This is a genomic window from Micromonospora sp. NPDC049139 (assembly GCF_055586845.1).
Window position 1 is genome coordinate 43495 of the sequence record NZ_JBVJHK010000028.1, and the last position, 19824, is coordinate 63318.

Annotated in this window: 17 protein-coding genes and 2 pseudogenes; 7 read left to right on the forward strand and 12 right to left on the reverse strand. The window is 67.2% G+C overall.

All coding sequences use genetic code 11. From position 1 onward, the window contains the following. Positions 1–2: 2 nt before the first annotated feature. Together ACZ6Q9_RS31100 and ACZ6Q9_RS31105 are read right to left on the reverse strand one after the other, a co-directional pair. Positions 3–575 (reverse strand): dihydrofolate reductase family protein, encoded by a 573-nt coding sequence (locus tag ACZ6Q9_RS31100; protein ID WP_393459971.1) that lies wholly within the window; start codon positions 573–575, stop codon positions 3–5. 306 nt (positions 576–881) lie between these two features. Continuing rightward, positions 882–1988: an ArsR/SmtB family transcription factor gene (locus ACZ6Q9_RS31105; protein ID WP_396830762.1), complete on the reverse strand. Its 1107-nt coding sequence runs from the start codon at positions 1986–1988 to the stop codon at positions 882–884. Positions 1989–2230: 242 nt separating this feature from the next. On the opposite strand from ACZ6Q9_RS31105, the gene ACZ6Q9_RS31110 reads away from it, so the two are divergent. The 4 genes from ACZ6Q9_RS31110 (at position 2231) to ACZ6Q9_RS31125 (ending at position 5013) form a co-directional block, all read left to right on the forward strand. Beyond that, positions 2231–2659 carry a hypothetical protein gene (locus tag ACZ6Q9_RS31110; RefSeq protein WP_396830761.1) on the forward strand — a complete coding sequence of 143 codons (429 nt, stop codon included), beginning with the start codon at positions 2231–2233 and terminating at the stop codon, positions 2657–2659. Then, positions 2653–2886: a helix-turn-helix transcriptional regulator gene (locus ACZ6Q9_RS31115; RefSeq protein ID WP_350712691.1), complete on the forward strand. Its 234-nt coding sequence runs from the start codon at positions 2653–2655 to the stop codon at positions 2884–2886. The genes ACZ6Q9_RS31110 and ACZ6Q9_RS31115 overlap by 7 nt, the downstream gene beginning before the upstream one ends. Next, positions 2883–3899 (forward strand): NAD(P)-dependent alcohol dehydrogenase, encoded by a 1017-nt coding sequence (locus ACZ6Q9_RS31120; protein WP_393270479.1) that lies wholly within the window; start codon positions 2883–2885, stop codon positions 3897–3899. The genes ACZ6Q9_RS31115 and ACZ6Q9_RS31120 overlap by 4 nt, the downstream gene beginning before the upstream one ends. Positions 3900–4020: 121 nt before the next feature. Further along, on the forward strand, positions 4021–5013 hold the full coding sequence (locus ACZ6Q9_RS31125) for a DUF1152 domain-containing protein (RefSeq protein WP_396830759.1): 993 nt from the start codon (positions 4021–4023) through the stop codon (positions 5011–5013). Between the two features lie 54 nt (positions 5014–5067). Here the strand turns inward: ACZ6Q9_RS31125 and ACZ6Q9_RS31130 are convergent, their stop codons facing one another. The 6 genes and pseudogenes from ACZ6Q9_RS31130 to ACZ6Q9_RS31155 form a co-directional block, all read right to left on the reverse strand. Further along, a complete protein-coding gene (locus ACZ6Q9_RS31130) occupies positions 5068–5826 on the reverse strand; it encodes a class I SAM-dependent methyltransferase (protein ID WP_393270508.1) in 759 nt (252 codons plus the stop codon). A gap of 162 nt (positions 5827–5988) precedes the next feature. Further along, on the reverse strand, positions 5989–7329 hold the full coding sequence (locus ACZ6Q9_RS31135) for a low temperature requirement protein A (RefSeq protein WP_393270481.1): 1341 nt from the start codon (positions 7327–7329) through the stop codon (positions 5989–5991). Between the two features lie 378 nt (positions 7330–7707). Next, positions 7708–8478, reverse strand: coding sequence for a hypothetical protein (locus ACZ6Q9_RS31140; protein ID WP_393270483.1), 771 nt, complete (start codon positions 8476–8478; stop codon positions 7708–7710). 866 nt (positions 8479–9344) lie between these two features. Continuing rightward, positions 9345–10193 (reverse strand): formate/nitrite transporter family protein, encoded by an 849-nt coding sequence (locus tag ACZ6Q9_RS31145; RefSeq protein WP_393270485.1) that lies wholly within the window; start codon positions 10191–10193, stop codon positions 9345–9347. 294 nt (positions 10194–10487) lie between these two features. Beyond that, positions 10488–10775 (reverse strand): annotated as a pseudogene (locus ACZ6Q9_RS31150) (integrase core domain-containing protein); the annotation flags it as partial. Between the two features lie 4 nt (positions 10776–10779). Next, positions 10780–12180 (reverse strand): IS30 family transposase, encoded by a 1401-nt coding sequence (locus tag ACZ6Q9_RS31155; RefSeq protein ID WP_396830757.1) that lies wholly within the window; start codon positions 12178–12180, stop codon positions 10780–10782. Between the two features lie 20 nt (positions 12181–12200). Here ACZ6Q9_RS31155 and ACZ6Q9_RS31160 point away from each other — a divergent pair, with 20 nt between their 5' ends. Continuing rightward, complete coding sequence (locus tag ACZ6Q9_RS31160; protein WP_393270491.1) at positions 12201–12524, forward strand: transposase; 324 nt, start codon at positions 12201–12203, stop codon at positions 12522–12524. 160 nt (positions 12525–12684) lie between these two features. On the opposite strand, the pseudogene ACZ6Q9_RS31165 reads toward ACZ6Q9_RS31160, so the two are convergent. Further along, positions 12685–13152 (reverse strand): annotated as a pseudogene (locus ACZ6Q9_RS31165) (transposase family protein); the annotation flags it as partial. Positions 13153–13364: 212 nt separating this feature from the next. Beyond that, the gene (locus tag ACZ6Q9_RS31170) at positions 13365–14408 is read right to left on the reverse strand and encodes a 1-aminocyclopropane-1-carboxylate deaminase/D-cysteine desulfhydrase (RefSeq protein ID WP_393270494.1); all 1044 of its coding nucleotides are present in this window, start codon (positions 14406–14408) and stop codon (positions 13365–13367) included. A 98-nt stretch (positions 14409–14506) separates the two neighbouring features. Between ACZ6Q9_RS31170 and ACZ6Q9_RS31175 the strand changes: the two genes are divergently transcribed. Together ACZ6Q9_RS31175 and ACZ6Q9_RS31180 are read left to right on the forward strand one after the other, a co-directional pair. Beyond that, positions 14507–14869 (forward strand): cupin domain-containing protein, encoded by a 363-nt coding sequence (locus ACZ6Q9_RS31175; protein WP_393270496.1) that lies wholly within the window; start codon positions 14507–14509, stop codon positions 14867–14869. A 12-nt stretch (positions 14870–14881) separates the two neighbouring features. Beyond that, positions 14882–15862, forward strand: a complete 981-nt coding sequence (locus ACZ6Q9_RS31180) for a TauD/TfdA family dioxygenase (RefSeq protein WP_396830756.1) — start codon at positions 14882–14884, stop codon at positions 15860–15862. 6 nt (positions 15863–15868) lie between these two features. Here ACZ6Q9_RS31180 and ACZ6Q9_RS31185 read toward each other — a convergent pair whose 3' ends face one another. Both ACZ6Q9_RS31185 and ACZ6Q9_RS31190 read right to left on the reverse strand, forming a co-directional pair. Then, positions 15869–17782, reverse strand: coding sequence for an ATP-binding protein (locus tag ACZ6Q9_RS31185; protein WP_393270500.1), 1914 nt, complete (start codon positions 17780–17782; stop codon positions 15869–15871). A 524-nt stretch (positions 17783–18306) separates the two neighbouring features. Further along, positions 18307–19572, reverse strand: a complete 1266-nt coding sequence (locus ACZ6Q9_RS31190) for an IS701 family transposase (RefSeq protein WP_396830792.1) — start codon at positions 19570–19572, stop codon at positions 18307–18309. Positions 19573–19824 lie beyond the last annotated feature (252 nt).

Here is a 19824-nt window from a genome sequence, read left to right on the forward strand (position 1 = left end):
GTTCAGGCAGATGCCGCAGCCGCGCCCTGCTCGTTGATCGGTGCGTAGGTCAGCACCACGACGCCGGACTGGAACGTGGTGGTGTCCAGCAGCCGGAACGACGCCATCCCGTCGCCGTCGGCGAACAGGCGCGTGCCGTCCCCGACCACGACCGGGTAGGTCACCAGGCGGATCTCGTCAATCAACCCGTGTGGCAGCAGCCGGGTGACGAGCGCGTTGCTGCCGAAGACGAGCAGATCCCCGCTCAGGTCGGTCTTCACCTTCCCGATCCGGGTGGCCGGGTCGTCGGCGATGACCGTCGTGTTGTTCCAGGTGGGCTCGTCCAGGGTGGTGGACACCACGTACTTGGGCATCGTGTTCATCTTGTCGGCGTATCCCGCCTCGTCGGTCATGTTCGGCCAGGACGCCGCGAATCCTTCGTACGTGACGCGGCCAAGCAGCAACGCCTCGGCGTCGTGCAGCTGGCGCAGGCCCTGCTCCATCGAGTCGGCGCTTGCGAACTGGAACGCCCAGCGATCCGGCCGTTCAATGACACCGTCGAGCGTGGTGAACATCGAGACGACGAGCTTACCCATGGCGTTCCTCCAACAGTTGGCGCGTGTAGCGGGGTGACGGCACGAGTCTGCTCGCCGGCACCGGTTTGGTCTTGGACGTGCGCGCCAGGGACTTGACCGACCGCGCCACGTGGACGCGCCACCGGGCGGAAACGCTGCCCGGTTTGAAGGTCCGGGTGGAGGCAGGCGTCGAAGCGGTCGGTGCCGCTGCGCGGGCCGGTGCTGCCGGCCGGGTCGGTCCCGCCCGCGCCTCGGGCATGATCTAGGAGGCCACGCAGCCGGGATCGCGACCGTCCTCGGGGCCGCCGCCGACCTGGCACCACTCCCCTACCGGACGAACGACCTCGGCCCCGTCCGCGGAGGCTGGCGGCCCTGGTGATGCACGGCCAGGCGCTCCGCGACGGCAGTCGCCTGGGACGGCGCGGCGACGGTTCCGCTGAGCATCTGTTCCCCCAGTGCGGTGAGGTGGTGCCGCACGGTTCGACCCTGACGGACGGTGGAGACGAGCCCCGCTCCGCGGAGCACCGTCGCGTGCTCGCTGGCGCTCGCTGCCGAGATCGCCAACCGATGGGCGAGCTCGCCGGTGGTGCACGGCGCGGTACCGATGCTGTGCAGGGCGTACGCCCGGGTGCGTCCGACAAGGTCGACCAGCGCGGACAGCCGGTCCGCTCCGGGGGGCTCGGCCAGGACGGCGGCCAGGTCAAGGGGTCCGCGCATCGCGGGCAGAAAGAGCATCGACGGTGCCTCTTCGTCCAGCCCGCTGGTCCACAAGACAGGTCGTGGGTCGAGGAATGCCGACGGCACGAGCAGCAACCCTCGTCCGCCGAGGTGGATGTCGGTAGTGGTCGCACCATGGCCCACCTCCAGCACGGGGTAGCGCCAGCGGGCGAAGGGCATCAGCCCGGCCAGTAGGCCCTCTACGCCACTGGTGGCGAGCAGGTGGGTGAGGGCGGCGTGCTCGGTATCGAGCCGAGCCTGGATGTGAGACCAGTGCGGCGCCACCGCGACCTTGTGGTAGTCATGCAGGAAGGTCGCCAGGCGATGCCGGTCGGCCCGGTTGCCCGCCGGGTCACCCACCCCGGCTGGCCAGCGGCGATGGTCCCCGTAGCGCCACCTGGTGTCCGCCGCGGCGACCAGCTCGGCGCGCAGGTGTTCCGGGCGCACGGCGAGCAGCGCGGTCAGTCCCTCCTCGATGGACTCGGCCGGGCCGGTGAGGGTGAACAGGTCCAGCCACCTGTTGTCGAACAGTGAGGCGCACGGATGCACCAGGCCGGAAGAGGACCGAGCGACCCGTGTCGACCAGCCCCGCAACCCGTCACCCGGCTGGCCGCGCCGCAACCGCCCGAGGCTCAGATACGTCTCGGCCAGGGGCCCCCAGCTCCGCATCAGCCGGACCCGGGCCAGGTCCTCGGCTGTGAACTGGACACGGTACATGAGCCCCCCGACATGCGCTCCGGTCGATTGTCACCCTACGTGCAGGCTGCGCTCACCGTCACGCCGGGTCGGATCCTTCAGGCGAGAGCCATAGGCGTCGCCGATCTCGGCCAGCACTTCCGATCCTGCGCCGGTCAGCCGAATGACCGCACCCCAGGGCCGATGTAAAGTTTTCTGGACACTAGGTCAAAGATTCGCTACATTCGTGATGTCAAGAATTTCAGACATCCGGAGGGCTTGTCATGACGCACGAAGAGAAACGCGCGTGGATCAGGCTGGTCGTCGCCGTGCTCGGCTACTCCGCCTACGTGGCCCTCATCGTCAGCCGCGCCGATGGTCGTTCGCTGCCCGACGTGCCGTACGCGAGCGCCCTGCTGTGGACGGTCGGCGCGGCCATCGTCGCGTCGATCGTGGCGGAGACCGGCATGGCCGTCGTGAATCCGGGCGCGCCGCGCGTCAAGGACGTGCGGGACCGCGAGATCGGGCGGCTCGGCGACCACGTCGGCCAGTCGTTCGTGGTCATCGGCGCGGTCGCTGCGATGCTCATGGCCATGGCGGACTGGGACCGGTTCTGGATCGCCAACGTCATCTACCTGTGCTTCGTGCTGTCGGCGATCCTCGGCGGCATCACCAAGGTCATCGTGTACCGCAGGAGCCTCCCGCAGTGGTGAAGCCGACGCAGGTCACCAACTGCATCCGCGCGCTGCGCTTCGCGCACGGCGAGATGACCCAGGCCGAGCTCGCCGAGCGCATCGGCGTGACCCGGCAGACCCTCATCGCCATCGAGCAGGGCCGCTATTCGCCATCCCTGGAAATGGCCTTCCGGATCGCCCGGGTGTTCGGCGTTCCGCTCGACGACGTGTTCCAGTACCCCGACTCCCCCGAGGAGAAGTCGTGAAAGCGATCGCCCACGACGTGTACGGCCCGGCCGACGTGCTCGAGCTCCGCGAGGTCGACAAACCCTCGGTCGGAGACGACGAGGTGCTCATCGAGGTACGCGCCGCTGGCCTGGACCCAGGCGTGTGGATCTTCATGACCGGCCGGCCCATGGCGGTGCGGCTCGCGGCCGGGCTGCGCCGGCCCAAGGTCACGGTGCTCGGTCGGGCCGTCGCTGGTGTGGTGGTGGCGGTCGGCGCCGGCGTGACCCGCCTGCGCCCCGGCGACGAGGTGTACGGCACCTGCCAGAGCGGCTCGTTCGCCCAGTACGCGACGGCGCGGCAGCACCGGCTGGCACCCAAGCCGGCCAACCTCACCTTCGAGCAGGCCGCGGCGATGCCCATCTCCGCGGTGACCGCGCTACAGAGCATCCGCGACGCACGCGTGCAGCCCGGACAGCGGGTGCTGATCACCGGCGCGGCCGGGGGCGTCGGGTCGTTCGCCGTCCAACTGGTCAAGGTATATGGGGCAAGCGTGACCGGCGCCTGCAGCACCTCGAAGATCGAGCTGGTGCGTTCCATCGGTGCCGAGGACGTCATCGACTACACCCAGCACGAGATCGACCGTGACGGCGCGCGATACGACATCATCATCGACACTGCCGGCAACCGGCCGTTGTCGCTGCTCCGGCGCGCAACCACGCCGCGCGGGACGATCGCCCTCGTCGGTGGCGGCCACGCCACAGGCTGGCTGCTCGGCGGCTTCCAACGCCAGCTGGCCGCGCCGTTGCTCTCACTGTTCGGCAGCCAGCGAGTGTGCGGCGTGGCCGCTCGGGAGCGCTATGAAGATCTCGAGGAACTGACCACCCTCACTGAGGCGGGCTCGGTCACCCCGGTCATCGACCGCACCTACGCTCTCGCCGACGCGCCCGACGCGATGCGCTACCTCGCCCAGGGCCATCCCGCGGGGAAGATCGTCGTCACGGTGCAACCCAGCCGGGAACGGCACAGCACGATCCCCGCGACCGCGATATAGCTGGCGCTCGCGTGAAATGACCCCTATCGGCCGGACGCCGGCATCTTCCTCGGGGTCCCGCCGCACGCGGGCGCCCCGGCGCTCTGTCAGCGGCATGGGCGTGACGGATCATTGAGCGGTGATGAACCCTGCCACGCTGCCGGCCCAACCCGGTGCGTTCTCGTTGGCCGTTCCGCCGCTGTTTGCCGCGCTGGCTCCGGCGCGGAGCATCCTCATCGCCGGAGCGGGCGGCGGGTTCGACGTGTACGCCGGCCTGCCCTTGGCGTTCGCCCTGTGGCGCGGTGGCGCACAGGTGCACCTGGCCAGCCTGTCCTTCTCCGAACTCGAACTGATCGACCGGGACGCGTGGGTAGCGGAGCACGTCGCGGCGGTGCAGCCGGACACCACCAGCCCGGACTGGTACTTCCCCGAACGGACGCTCGCCCGGTGGCTGGCAGCTCAGACGCTGCCGTCGACCGTGTACGCCTTTCCGCCGCTCGGTGTCCAGCCGTTACGGGCCGCGTACCGACACCTGGTCGAACAACTCGACATCGATGCGGTGGTGCTGGTCGATGGCGGCACCGACGTCCTGCTACGCGGCGACGAAACCGATCTCGGCACCCCGGTGGAGGACATCACCAGCCTGGCCGCCGTGGCCGTGCTGGACGTGCCGGTCAAGCTGGTGAGCAGTCTCGGCTTCGGCATCGACGCCTACGACGGCGTCAACCACGTCCAGGTGCTGGAGAACCTCGCCGCACTCGACCGCGACGGCGGCTACCTCGGCGCCCTGTCCATCCCCGGTTCCAGCCCGGAGGCGGCGCTGTACCGCGATGCTGTCGCCGACGCCCAGGCCGCCACCCCGGACCGGCCGAGCATCGTCCAAGGACAGATCGCCGCCGCCACCAGCGGCGCGTTCGGAGACGTCCGGTTCACCCGGCGCACCGGCGGCGGCGACCTGTTCGTCAACCCGCTGATGGCGATCTACTTCACCGTCGACCTCGACAAACTCGCCGCCCGATGCCTGTACCTCGACCGCATCGAAAACACCGTCGGCAGACGACAGGTCATCACACGCATCCAAGCGTTCCGCGACGAACTCCTCAACGCACGCGTCCCTCGCGCGTTCCCCCACTGAACGGCCGGACGGCGGCACGAGCGGAAGCCTCAGGGAAGCCGTTCGGTGAGCGTTTCAGCGGGGTGCACGTCTGGCCTCGACGAGGGTCCGAGTCGAGTGGGCCACGAAGGAGCCGTGGTGGCGAATGTGGGCGTCCAGTCGCTCGAGGGTGTCCCGGTACCGCTCCACTGTGAAGTCGGGCACCCACCAGACGCATTTACGCAGGGTGTAGACGACCGCGCCGATGTCGAAGAACTCCATCCGGCAGCGAGCGGTGCGCAGGTCCACGATCTCGAGCGCGGCCGCCCGCGCTGCCGCGGCCTCACGATCGGGGTGACGACCAAGCCGCTCCTGCGGCAGCGGGCCGAGGAAGAACTCGATGAGCTCGAACGCGGATGCCGGCCCGACGTGCTGGGCGAGGTACGTGCCGTCATCGGTGAGCACGCGGGCGATCTCGCTCCAGTCGGGGTCCACTGGATGGCGGCTCGTCACCAGATCGAAGCTGGCGTCGGGGAAGGGCAGGGGCCGGCCTTGCTCGACGGGCACGACCTCGACACCGCGGGGCGACAACGTCTGACGGGCACGCTCGACGTTCGGGCGCCAGCCTTCGGTGACGACCATTCTCGGCGGTAGGTGCGGCACCTCGGCGATGATCTCGCCGCCACCGGTGTCGATGTCCAAGGCCGCGGTGACGTGGGGCAGGCGCGATGCGATCAACCGCGAGTACCCCCACGGCGGCCGCTCTTCCGTTGCCCGGCCCTCAAGCCAGTCGAAGTCCCAGCCGGACACGTCCACTGCGGCGGCCTCATCGACCAGCTCACTGAACGTACGCACACCGAGAATCCTGCCGGAATCGTCAACTGGTTTGCGTGGCCACGCGTGGCCTGACCGGCGACGTTCGACACCCCAGGCGAGGCAGTGCGTGTCGATGGTGATCCCGGCGGCGTGGCGATCGAGTACGCCCTGCACGACCGCGGCGGGCCGGATGCGGGTTCCTCAAACCTGCATCCGGGCGGCCAGGCCCGACTCGCGCAGGCGGCGGCGCTGCCCGTCGGCCACGATGACCTCCACGACGATCAGAATGAAAGAGACAGCCGCCAGCAGGCCCAGCGCACCGATGGCCGATATCCGCCGTGCGACAGGGACGAGCGCGGCCAGCACCAGAACGGCGGCCACCCGGGTCCAGATGATCGTCCTGATCGTGTGGGCCATCCGCAGCTGGTAGGCGACGTTGGCCAGGAGGAAGAGGGCTATCCCCCCGTAGAGGCCGAAGAGACCGATGGCGGAGAGCCGTTCGTCGGGGTGGTGTCCTTCGATGTGGCCGACGTTCTTGACGAGCTCGCGTATCCCGAGGGCCGGCAGGAGGATGCCGGCGACCATGGGAAGGTGCAGGTAGCTGTAGGCGTCCCGGGCGAGGGCGAATCTGGTCTTCGGGTCGGCCCGCTCGAGGACCTGCTCACCGACGAGCGCCACCACGTCGAAGTAGGTCCAGAGCACCGCCCCGGTGACCGTCATGGCCAGCATGACGGCGAGCAGGAGCTGCCAACTGAGCGACACGTTGGAGCTGGACGTCCCGATCGAGATGATGTTCTCGCCCACGGCCACGATCAGGATCAACCCGTACCGCTCGCACCAGTGCCGGGCGGAGAAGATGCCGATCTCCCAGACGGGCAACGTGAAGCTGCCCACGTAGTCCACGAGCACGGCCAGCAGCCAGAGGAGGGTCACGGCGATGGCGACCTGTCGCTGGTCGGTGAGGAGTCGGTGCGGCACGAGTGCGGCGCAGACGAGCAGGGCGGTGCTGGCGACCATCGGCACTGCGGGCACCAGGATGTGCCGGGCCAGGCGCCGGGCCGAGACGGCGTACGCGTACAGCGCCAGGTGCAGCGACCGCACGAGAAAATAGCAGATGGGGAAGACGAGCGGGCCGTACAGCCCGCCGGGCCGATCGGTGAACGTGACGAGGGTCGACAGCGCCATCACGAAAGTGATCCCGGTGACCACGAACAACCCGAACCGCATCACTCCGAAGCTGGCCTGCAGGTTGTTGCTCAGCCACGCGAAGGCGCCCCAGGACCACCACAGCAGGGCCAGCACGAGCATTCCGCGAAGCACGCCCTGAGGGGTGTAGTCGCTTCGGATCAGCGCGACGAGTTGGACGAAGGCGAACACGAAGACCAGGTCGAAGAAGAGTTCCTCGGTGGCCGTGCGGGTGCCTTCGCGTACCCGCCGCCTGCCGAGCAGGCTGACGACGGCGTCGCGCAGGTGCGCGCGTACGGACTTGCGCCCTGTGGTCTTCCCCCTGTCACCTCCGGCCGTCGGTCCTTCCTCCGTCACCGCGCCAGTCTGACAGGACGCCCGGCTCGGAATGGCCCGTTTCGTACTGGTCGGCCGGATCCTATGCGGGTCGGCCGGGTGGCGCCGCCGAACGGTGGCTGGAGAAGCACAGGAAGGACCCCGAGGGGATGTCACGAGTTCGGGGAACGACTCGCGGGCACCGGATGCGGGAGGCGGTTCGCTCACGACTGCGATCCGGAAGCCGGCTGCGGTGAACTCGCTTTCACTACCTGTTCCGCCAAAAGTTGCTGCCCTTCTCCATACCCGCATCCCGTCAGCGCTGCCGGCGCGAGCGTCAGTTTGGAAGAGCGTGCTCACCCGGCCGGGATGCCCGAAAGCCTGCGGTCAGCAGCAGAGCCTCGTACCTCTCGTGCCCGCTCACGACCGTTGCGCTCCACGGTTACCGGCCCGTGGATGGCCCAGACGAAACCGGGCTGCAAGGTCATCGACAAGGTCAAGAACGTCACGCGAGCCATCGATGGACACCACCGGCAGGTGCAGTTCGACGGCCTGGCGCCGGACTTCAGCGTCCCACAGTTCGTCGCGAGCCAGTCGCAGAGCGAGCGCCTCGCTGTGGTGGCTGTCTCCCCAGTTCGCTCGGGCCCTCGCGACGTCGGCGAATCGAGCCCGCAGTGCCCGATCCCGAAACTGCGGCGTTGGCAGGAGGAAGGCTGCCTGCTCTGGCCACGTCAGCAGCGGAGCGACGTCGCCGGGCAGAGTTCGGAAATCATCGACCAGGACCGGACGGTCGGTGGGCATCGCGAGCAGGTCATCGACAACGAACCCGAACGTTTCCCCGTGCAGGCTCGGCATCGACTCGAAGATCTCCTGGGCGCTGCGGCTGTTCCATCTCTGCGCCGGCGGAGCTTGCAGCAACGCCCAGAGGTACGGCTGCTCGTGCGCGGTGCACCGGCTGGCGTAGTTGCGCTCCGCGCGATCGCCGTCGTAGATCAGCACGTCGTAGCGCTCGGCTAGGGCTTGGGCGAGGGTGCTCTTGCCTGACCCGGTACCGCCGGCCAGCCATCTCACATGCGAGAGGCGGCGAGCAAGATCTACACCTTGGTTATCAGCAGCCACGCCACGAGAGACTGCCGATATCGCGGGCAAAGAAACAGTCTTGTTCTTTCCTGGGCGGCCGGCGAAGATCAAGAAAGGGAGCTTGGTATGCGGGTGCGGACGCGGCGGATCGCTGAGGGCTGGGGTTCGGGGCGGAGCCCCGAGGTTTCAAGGTCTGGCAATCCCGAAGCGTGGCCGGTCGGCCCGGCCGATGCCAGCCGGAGGCCGCCAGCAGGTCGGGGCCGAACCGGCACAAGCCCGCTGTGCGGGCCGCCTTGATGCGTCGAGAGAACAACTCGGCAGGCAGAGACCGGTCGCTGGAACCTGACCGACGGTCAAGCAACGCCAGCCAACTCCAACTTGACTGATCTTGGTCTCCAGAACGCCGAAAAGGGCCGACCCGATGTCCGGATCAGCCCTTTGACCTGCGTCGGGACGGCCGGATTCGAACCGACGACCCCTTGACCCCCAGTAGTCCGGCGGCCCAGCGGCATGCTCGCGCACGTTTGCCCAGGTCGTCTGAAGCATAAACCGACCGAGTAAAGGAGTCCTCGCACCACTCCCCCGCCACCATCCCTCGGCTTCCCTGCCCAGACGAGGAGGTCGTGACCTCCCGCCGACTGACGTCGTGGGAGTCCATGTCAGATGATCGACACGAGGCCAATACCAACACGGCTGTGCCTTCTCGGCGCCATCCCGCTCGACTAATCGGCGCTCTACCTGGATCGAAACGGGGTCCGGGCTAGCTGCGGGGCCCGCCCAGGCTGGAAGGGATTCTTCGACGGAGGCAGCTGGCGGGCTAACTCCGCCTTCGGCCAATCGGCAGCGACGGTAACGCAAGCCGCTGCGGCACTCTCTGGCGGTGGCCATAACGACGCGCCAACTAATGCGAACCGCACTTCTACGACACCGAACCCGCACGCTTCGCATCGGTGGTATCCGGAGAGGCATGCGAGCCGTCACACGTTCACTCTCCGGGAGGTCGGCTTCTCGGGATGCGGGCGGTTTCGGGTCGCACCAGTGCGGGCGTGCGTCGCGTAGAGAGCGAGCCCCACGAAGACCAGGCCGCCGACCAAGTTGCCGACCACTGTGGGGATCTCGTTCCACACCAGGTAGTCGGCGATCGAGAAGTCGCCGCCGAGCATCAGGCCGGCCGGGAACAGGAACATGTTCACCACCGAGTGCTCGAACCCCATGTAGAAGAAAATCAGGATCGGCATCCACATGCCGATCACCTTCCCCGACACCGACGTCGAGATCATCGCGGCGACGACGCCGGTGGAGACCATCCAGTTACACAGGACACCGCGGATGAAGAGGGTCAGCATCCCGGCGGCACCGTGGTCGGCGTACCCGACCGTCCGAGACGTGCCGATCGCGCCGAGCCGCTGGCCGACCTCGTTCGGGTCCACGCTGAAGGCGAAGGTCAGGATCACGGCCATCATGAGCGCGACGGTGAGCGCGCCGGCGAAGTTGCCCACAAAGACCAAGCCCCAGTTACGCAGGACCGAACGCAGTCTGACGCCCGGCCGCCTGTCGATCAGTGCGAGGGGAACAAGGGTGAACACACCGGTCAGGAGGTCAAACCCGAGCAGGTACAGCAAGCAGAACCCGATGGGGAAGAGAAGGGCTCCGACGAGGGGTTGCCCCGTCTCCACGGTGATGGTGACCGCGAACGCCGCAGCGAGCGCGAGGATGGCACCGGCCATGTACGCACGGATCAACGTGTCTCGGGTGGACATGAACACTTTAGCCTCGCCCGCGTCGATCATCTTCGCGACGAACTCCGATGGGGTCACGTAGGACATGGACTCGATCCTTCTGGTGTGGGCAACCACGGACCTGCCGGTGTGCCCCAAGATCCGGGCTGTCCGGTCGATCTCGGCACTATAGATGTCTTTCGTCGTAACACCATGAGGATCATCGAGGCGCGTCAGATCACCCCGTTTTGTCGGAGTAGGGGCTACCAGGCGCCCACCCTGCCCGCAGGCGATGCGACGCATCGGGCGCCTGGCGTACGCGATCCTCGAAGGCACGCTGGTCCGCACCGACCGGCTTGGGCTGTGTCAAGGATCTTGGACAGGTCTTCGTGGATTTGCTGGTCAGGCTGCCATCAGGGTCTGGTGTTCGGTGAGGGCTTCGGCGGGGGTGCGGTAGTCGAGGGCTGAGTGCAGTCGTTGCCGGTTGTAGAACACTTCGATGTACTCGGCGATGGCGAATCGGGCGCGGGCGCGGGTGTCGAAGCGCTGCCGGTGATACATCTCGTTCTTGAGGGTGGCGAAGAACGATTCGGCGGCGGCGTTGTCCCAGCACACACCGGTACGGCCCACGCTCGTGCGTATCCGGGTTCGCACGCAGTAACGGGCGAACTCGGCGGAGGTGTGCTGGGCGGATTCAACCGGTCGTCGCAACACCGGGTTGTTGGAGCGATTGTAGGTGTTCGTCGAGGGCTTCGGCGGGTGTCTTCCAGCCGAGGGTTTTCCGTGGCCGGCTGTTGAGCGCGTGGGCGACAGCGTTGATCTCGTCGGCACTCCACCGGGACAGGTCGGTGCCTTTCGGGAAGTACTGCCGCAGCAGCCCGTTGGTGTTCTCGTTGGTGCCGCGTTGCCAAGGGCTGTGCGGGTCGGCGAAGAACACCGGGACGCCCGCTTCGACCGTGAAGCGTGCGTGCGCGGACAGCTCCTTGCCGCGGTCCCACGTCAGCGATCTGCGCAGCTGCTCGGGCAACTGGATGATCGTGTCGGCGAGGGCTTTGCTCATCGTGATGGCCCCGTAGCCGGCGAGAGCGGGGCCGTTCTTCGTCCGCGGGATCACACCCCAGCCGGCCTCACGAGGCAGGTGGATCAGCATCGTGAACCTCGTGGTCCGCTCGACCAGTGTCCCGATCGCGGAGCGCTGCAACCCGATGATCAGATCTCCTTCCCAGTGCCCGGGGACGGCACGGTCCGCGACCTCGGCGGGCCGCTCACTGATCAGCGTGCCGCTGGTGACGTGCGCCCACGCGCGTTGCTTCGCACGCGCCCGGGGAACACGAAGAGCCCGACCGGTCCGCAAGCAGGTGACGAGTTCACGCTTGAGGGCGCCACGGCTCTGGACATAGAGCGCCTGGTAGATCGCCTCATGGCTGATGCGCATGGACTCATCCTCCGGGAACTCGGCCCTGAGCCTGCGGGAGATCTGCTCCGGGCTCCACCCATTCGTCCATGCCCGATCGGCCCGGTGAGGCTTGTTGCGGCCCTTCCACTGCGGGCCCTGCGGCCCAGCGACCAGCCGGCCGTCCGCTGTCCGGATCGCACCCGCAAGCCGCTGCTGGACGTACTCCCGGAGCCGATCATTGGCCAGCAGCTTCGCGGTCTTCGGCCGGCGGGCTCGACGCTCAGCATGCCACTGCGCGGTCGAAGCCTTGTAGTCCAACCGGTACGTCCTGGTCGAGGCGTTACGCCGCAACTCCCGCGAGATCGTCGACGGGTCCCGGCCGAGCTGGCGTGCGATCGCACGAACACCCATGCCCTGCGCCCGCGACAGAGCGATGTCCTCCCGTTCGCTGAACGACAGATAGCGGCCCGACACCGTCGGCGGCAACGCAGGATTCACGCCGCCAGCGTGCCGGAACCACCGGAACCCGACCGGCGACGACACACCCGCCGCCGCGGCCGCGTCCTCGGTCATTACACCGGATCGGATCGCAGCCCAGAACTTGACCCGGTCCTCACGCCACGCCACCGTCGGCCGCCCCGGCGAAGGGATCTGACCCCGATACTCCCGAACCCGCTTCTGCCCCGGCCCAACACCCATCGCTTCACCTCTCCGACAGAGTGTTGCGACGACCGGTTGAATCCGCCCAATACGGCAGCGGCGGCTTCGCCGCCGCCTGCCGCCAACACGGCATCCGCCGCTCGATGGGCCGGATCGGCTCGTCGTATGACAACGCACTGGCCGAGGCGTTCTTCGCCACCCTCAAGCGTGAACTCGACGTCGACCACCGCCGTTGGACCAGCGAGGCTGACGCCCGTCGCGACGTGTTTCGGTGGATCGCCTTCTACAACCACCGGCGTCGCCACTCCGCGCTGGGCTATCTCAGTCCCGCCGATTACGAACAGACCCTTCAACCGACTACGCTGCACCAGACTGCGGCATAACCCGGTGTCCACATCCCGGGAGGAACCTCAGGCCTCCGGCCCAGCCTTGACCCCGACACCGCACACACGCCTGCCCGAAATCCTGCCGGAAGACGGGCAAAACAAATGCCACCGGGTCAAAACCCCACCCTTGACCGGCCCCGCTCCTTCATGGATGACACAGAGCAAAATCGTCAACGCCGATCACACCGGGCGTCCGCCCGGTGGGCAACGGGATGCGCAGCAGGGCGCGCAGGGCCGTGTGACGGGACAGGCCCATGGCGAGTATCGCCAGCAAACGCGACCCTGCCCGGCCCGCTAACTCCTTGACCACGGCTTTGACCTGCCTGTTCAGACGGGCCGTGCGGCGCTGGTATCGCTCCAACACCCCGGGAACCTGTTCCCGGAAGGTGTGGCGGCAGCCGCGCGTGGGGCACACCAGACGCCGCGCCCGCACGCGGACCACCACCCGGCGCCCGTCGACCGGAACGTCGGCCGCCGTCCGCCAGTGATAGCCGTGGACCCGTCCCGACGAGGCCCCGCACATCGGGCAGACCGCGGTGTCCTGCGGCGTCCGGGCCCGCACCACGATCTGCTCACCCTCGTCGACCACGTCCTCGATGATCAGCGGGGACAGCCCCGAGAACACCGCCTTTACAAGCTCATCGAGATCCTCCGCGTAGGAGTCAACGACGCCTCGCCACCCTCCGTCACCACCGAATGTGAGACAGGGCCGTTAACTTGACACTCCCGCTTCACGATCGACGGCGTTTCGGGCACCTGACCGTAATCCAACCCGGATCCCGCAGGTCAAGCCGGCCCACTGACGAGCACCTGACCAGTCACTTGGCGCCGTACAGGTCAACCCTCGGCTTCCTTGATCAAGTCGGGTGCATAGCCGAAAAGGCCGGGAAGCCCTCCGGTGTGCAGGAACACCACCGTCTCTGTCGCGGCGATGTCGCCTGCGCGCGCCGCGTCAATGAGCGCTGCCGCAGCTTTGCCTGTGTAAACCGGGTCGAGGGTGATGCCCTCCGTGCGCCCGAACAGGCGAATGGCCTCCCATACCGCCGGCGAGGGCAGTCCGTAACCCAAGCCTAGGGCTCTTTCAGTCACGTGGACGCGTGTTAGTGCTGGTGCCGGGACGCCCAGCATCGTCGCCGTCTCACCGACGAGCTTATGGATGACGGCTGACGCGTCTGCCGCCGGCTCGGACACCGAAGCGGCGTCGATCCTCACCGGCCAGTCCAGCAGAGCCGCACCGATCGCCAGGCCGGCAGCGGTGCCCGCGCTCCCGATCGGCAGGACTATTCGGTCGGCGCCTTCCATCTGCTCTCTGAGCTCAGCGGCGGCGGTCAGGTAACCGAGCACTCCGAGAGGGTTGGATCCGCCCACCGGAAGGGTGACCGCACGCCGGCCTTCTTTCGCTGCCTCAGCGACGATCTGACGGTGGGTGGCATCCGTCTCTTCATCGCGTTCGCAGACGTGGACCCGGGCGCCGTAAAGGAGATCGAGCGCGACGTTTCCCGACCGCTCATACGCCTCGTCAGACCGTGGCGCGGTCAGGGCGGAGGATCCGGCGATGTGAGTCACCTGCTTGGTGAGGACCAGTTCGCAGCGAAGGCCGAGCCGGGCGCAGGCCGCTGCGGTCTGGCGGCCGTGGTTGCTTTGCAGGCCGCCGAACGTGATGATCGTGTCAGCACCGCTGGCAACGGCGGCACCCAGGAGGAACTCGAGCTTTCGCAGCTTGTTCCCGCCGACGCCCAGTCCGTTGATGTCATCTCGCTTCACCAGAATCCGCGGCCCACCGACCTCCTCCGTCAGGCGATGGCACGCCTCTAACGGCGTCGGCCAATGACCCAGCGCGACCTTGGGAAAGCATGACAAGTCAACGACCGGACGGGGCATCGCTGCCTCCTTGAGGATTGGGCGCGTACTGAGGATAACCTATGAGACGATCTCACAAGATTATTGACCAGAGCCGATTAGGCCGCCACAATCCATACATGGCTCTGGTCGCGTGGAAGAGACTGGTTAACGAGAGTCCAACTGGGCGCTTCGCCGAGGGCTACGTCTTCCCCTGGCCGGAGGCCGCGGTTCCCCCTTTCGGTGCGATGACCTGCTGTATCTCGCCGGGTGAGAAGTGTGAGCCTGACCAGCACAACCAGGACGAGATCGCGTTCATCTACCGTGGTCACGGAGAGATCATCGCTGGCGGGGAGGTCTGGCACGTGAGCCAGGGCGATGCGGTTTTCATACCGCGCAATGTCGAGCACACCTTCAGCAACACTGATCCTGACAGGGATTTCGCCTTCTTCTCGGTTTGGTGGCCACGCATAGAGCCCCGAGACACTGTGGACGAGAGCTGAGATGGAGAGATCGTGGGCACCCCTGTGGTAGCTGAATACACGCTGTCGTCAAGTGAGGCCGAGCGGATTCAAAGCCTGGCTAGATCCCTCGACGGGGAAAGCGTCGAGGATAGACGGTTCCTGGCACGGGCGGCGGTCTGGGCCAACGAGCTTCCGCGTAACCTCCGTGCGTTTCTCGAGGACTTCCGGGTCACCGAAAGTTTCCCAGCTTGCCGCATCGGAGGCCTGCCGGTCGACAGTAAGCACATTGGACCGACGCCCACGGTCTCCAGCCGTTGGCGGGCGAAGGCAGCCAGCGAGACCCGGGCGGAACTTGTCGCCGTTCTGCTGAGCTCATGCCTCGGCGATGTCTTCGGTTGGCGCTTGCAGCACGACGGTTTCCTGATACACGACCTGGCGCCGCGGCCTGAGCACGAGGACACGGGTCTCGGCACCGGCAGCCGACAGCACATCAACTGGCACACCGAGGATTCGTTCCACCCCTGCCGGGCTGACTATGTCGGCCTTCTGTGCGTCCGCAATCCCGCGGAGGTGCCGACGACGATCGGGTTCCTCGACAGCAGCCTGCTAAGCGACGCCGACCGGCAGATACTTGCTCAGCCGGTGTTCACGTTCAGGCCCGACCCGTCCTATTTCGTCTCTGACGCTGAGCCCGTTCCCGGGCCAGACAAGGGAAGCATCCTGTACGGCGATTCCGCTGACCCTTACCTGCGGTTCGACCAGGACTACATCGACCTGCCGGACGGCATCGAGGGAATTGAAGAGGCGATTGAATCCCTGCGCCGCGCAATCGAGGTAAACCTGATCGACCTCTCTCTTCACTCAGGGGACCTCCTGTTTCTCGACAACCGGCGGGCCGTCCACGGGCGGGCCTCATTCCAGGCAACCTATATCGAGACCGAAAGATGGCTAAAGCGTGTCAACATCACCTTGGACCTCAAGCGGTCACGGCATCTTCGTGACTCGGCCATCGATCGCGTGATCCGCGTCTGACCTGCTTCAGCCCAGAGAGTCCAGCTCCCGCTGGACCCGGTCCGCGTCGACCGGGCGCCCTTTCCCGCGGTACAGTCGGATTGCCTGAGACCAGACCTCACGGGCCTGCCCAGCCCGGCCGGCCGCGACATAGACCTGACCAAGCCGGTCGAGGGTGTTCGCCTGGTAGTAAATGCTGTTCAGCCTTCGGAAAAGAGCGAGGGCAGAGTGATAGTGCGTCAGCGCGTCATCTGGCCGCCCGGTGTGCTGAGCGATGTATCCCAAGCTGGCTAACGTATTTGCCTCTCCCACGCGATAGTCGTGCTGTCGGCACAACGCCAGCGCCGCCTCACAGCGGGCCTGGGCCTGGGCATAGTCGCCGACCCGCGCCTCGAACCAGCCGACGGCGTTGAGCATCGCCGCTTCCCGCACCTGCAGACCCAGCTCCCTGTAGAGCCGGAGCGCCTCCGTGGCGTGCCTGTGCGCAGCCTGGTCCTTGCCGGCCCGCCCGTTAGCCCACGTAAGAATCCGGTGCGCGTGCGCTTGAGCGGACAGGTCGCCGGCGTTCTCTGCCACCTGCAAGGAGCGCGCGAGCTGTGCCAGTGCCTCCTCGTGGTCGTCCAGGTTGAGGTTGGCGTCGCCAAGCAGGCGGTGGGCCAGGGAGATGACGGCGGGGTTTCCGACCTGCAGGGCCGACTCCAAGCCGGTCCGCCAGACCGCACGCCACTCACGAAGGTGACCGCGCCGGTAGTGAAAGGTATCCAAACACCACGCCAGCTGCCACGCGAGGTCATGCATGCCAAGCTCGGCCGCGAGCTGCTGCGCGGCCATCAGGTTTGCATGCTCAGCCTCGAGCCACGCCACCGCTTCAGCCGGGTCGGCTAAAGGCAGCGGATGGCAGTCGGGTGCAGGCGCGTCGATCTCGACCGGATGCCGGTGCGGGTCGAGCAGACGCTCGGCGCGGTGAGCCGTGTGCCGGTAAAAGTCGATTACCCGGCGGAGCGCCTCTTCGCGATTGCTGTCGGACAGGTGCTCGTGAGCCTGCTTGGTCGCATAAAGCCGGAGCAGGTCGTGCATGCGATGGCGACCAGCGACCTGCTGCACGACGAGATGGGCGGTTTCCAGCTCGTGCAGCAAGAGCCTCGCCCGCGTCGTCGGCAACCCAGCCAACTCGGCCGCAGCCGGCAAACTGATGTCTGGTCCGGGAGCCAGCCCAAGCAACCCGAACATCTCGGCTGCGGAGCCGGTCAGTGCCTGATAAGACCAGGAAAAGACACACTCGAGGTTTAACGGGATCTCACCGGCGTCGAACCCCTCAAGCCGGGTTCTCTGATCGGCCAGTTCATCGGCCAATCCGGACAGTGGGAGGGCTGGATGGGCGATCACGCGGGCGGCGACGATGCTCAGCGCGAGGGGCAACCCTCCACACATGGCGAGCAACATCGCAGTGGCTTCTGGCTCAGCTGTGAGCCTTTCATCCCCGAGGTGGCTGGCGAGCAACTGACGTGCCTCTGGCTCGGAAAGGGGTGCAAGGTCCACAAGCTGGGCGCCATGCTGTGTCACCAGGCCTGCCAGCCGGCGTCGGCTGGTGACCAACACCGTGCAGCCGGGCCCGCCGGGCAGCAACGGTGCGACCTGCGCGGTGTCGCGCGCGTTGTCGAGCACGATCAGGATGCGCCGGTCCTCCACCAGACTCCGGTAAAGACCGATTTGGGTGTCGAGGTCAGCGGGAAGTTTGGTCGGATCCTCGCCGAGCGCGTACAGGAAGCCGCGGACGGCCTCGGCGACAGACATCGGCTCGCCGGTCGGTGCGAATCCCCGCAGATCGACCATGAGCTGGCCGTCCGGGAAACGATCGAGGTGCTGCCTGGCCCAGCGTACCGACAGCGAGGTCTTCCCTATTCCACCTGCCCCGCCGATCGCCGAGATCACCACGGTCATGCCAGCATGCGTAACATGGTCTAGGGCATCGGTCAGCATCGCTAGCTCGGCCGACCGCCCGGCGAACCGCCGCGGTGCGGGTGGTAGCTGCCTGGGGATGGTCCGCCTTTGCACGCTGTCTACGCCAGAGGACGCGTTGCCGGTGCGCGTCGAGGCATATTGTGCCTCCGCGGCTTTGATTCGCCGCAATCCCTGGAGGAGGAGCCATCCGCCAATGCTTGCTGCGATGCTGACCGCGCCAGCCTGCCGGATCGCCTCCGTAACGTCACGACCCAACGCGAACTGAAGGTGACCGTCAATCCATGCCAAGGCCTCATCAAGCCATGCCTTCGCCAAGACGTATGTCAACCAGAAGGCACCGGCCGCAACGGCCAGCACCGCCAGCCGTGACCACACCCACCACGCGGCTTTGGACCGCCACATCTTCCGCCCCCTCGGCCCGGCCGATCGACACGACATCGCAAAGGAACGTTGTCCAAACTAGATAATGGTGTCGAGCCTAATACGGCAGCCGCCGTTCGGGATCATGGCTGAAGTTCGAGGTTGAGGCGGCGTGTGTAGTGGGCTCGTCGGGCTCGGGCTTGATGCCGGCGTCGCCAGCTTGACCAGTGCAATCGATGGGCGAGGTCGCTGATCGGGCGGATGATGCAAGCGTTGATCAGGCGGCGGACCTCGTTGACCGTGAGCTTGATCAGTCCGGTGTCGGTGGGGTCGTCGTGGGTCGCGTCGGCGGCGCAGATCGCCAGGACGGCGAGGGCGGCCAGGGCGAGGGTGGTGAATCGGTGCCAGGAGTCCCAGCGGCGGACCTGGTGCTGGTCCAAGCCGACCTGGCCCTTGGCGGCTTGGAAGCTCTCTTCGATGCTCCAGCGAATGCCCGCGACCCGCACGAGCTGCGCGAGGGTGGCCGGGCGTGGCGTCCAGCAGCGGTAGAAGGCCAGTTCGCCGGTGGTGGTGTTGCGGCGGATCAGCAGGCTGTGTCGGCCGCCGTCGTCGGGGTCAGCGTCGGTGCACACGTCATCGAGCCAGGCCCATTCGTAGAAGCGCGGCCCTTTCGACCCGGCGCCGGCTGAGCGGCGCTGCCACGCCGAGACGGGCAGGTCAGCGGCGATCCGGTCGGCGCGGATGCGGGTCTTGCCGCCGTCGAGCGGAACCAGGTGGCTGCGGGACACGGCCAGGACGTGGCCGAGCTGGTGTTCGCGCAGGTGGGCGCGGAACGCGGCGCTGTTGCCGTAGGCCTCGTCCGCGGCGGCCCACCCAGCCGGCACCCCGGCGTCAAGGGCCGCGGTGATCATCTCAGCGGCCAGCTCCGACTTGGTGGCGAACTCGATGTCGTCGGGCACGCCGGCGGCTCGGCAGCGATCCCGGTCGTCGGTCCACGACGCCGGCAGATACACCCGCCGGTCGATCAGCGTGTGCCCGCCCACGCCGGCGTAGCCCAGGAACACCCCGACCTGGCTGTTCTCGATCCGCCCCGCCGTGCCGGTGTACTGCCGCTGCACCCCCACCGTGTGGGTGCCCTTCTTCAGGTCACCGGTCTCGTCGACCACCAGGACCGCGTCCGGACCACCGAACCGGTCGACGATCAACTGCCGCAGGTCGTCGCGGACGGCGTCGGCGTCCCACACCGCCCGGTACAGCAGCCGCTGCATCGCGTCCGGCCTGACGTGTCCGGCCTGCTCGGCCAACTGCCAGCACGTCTTGACCTCAAGATCGGACAGCAGCGCCGTCACGAACTCGCCCGCCGCACGGCGCGGTTCCACCCGCCCGAACCGGCCCGCGAAGCACCCCAGCACCCCGGCCAGCACCCGCTCCCACCGAGCAACGGCTACGCTGTGGCACGCGGCCACCAAGATCTGATGTTGTGTCCACAACGCACAGACGATCACGCGGTGGCCGCCTCGCGTCCACCCCACCCGAGCAGCAAGATCCCAAACGGCGGCTGCCGTACTAATACTCCAACGTCACTTTGCCTGTCTGCGCTGGTAGTGGGATCGTCGGGCTCGGGCTTGGGATTTTCGTCGCCAGGTTGACCAGTGCAGGGT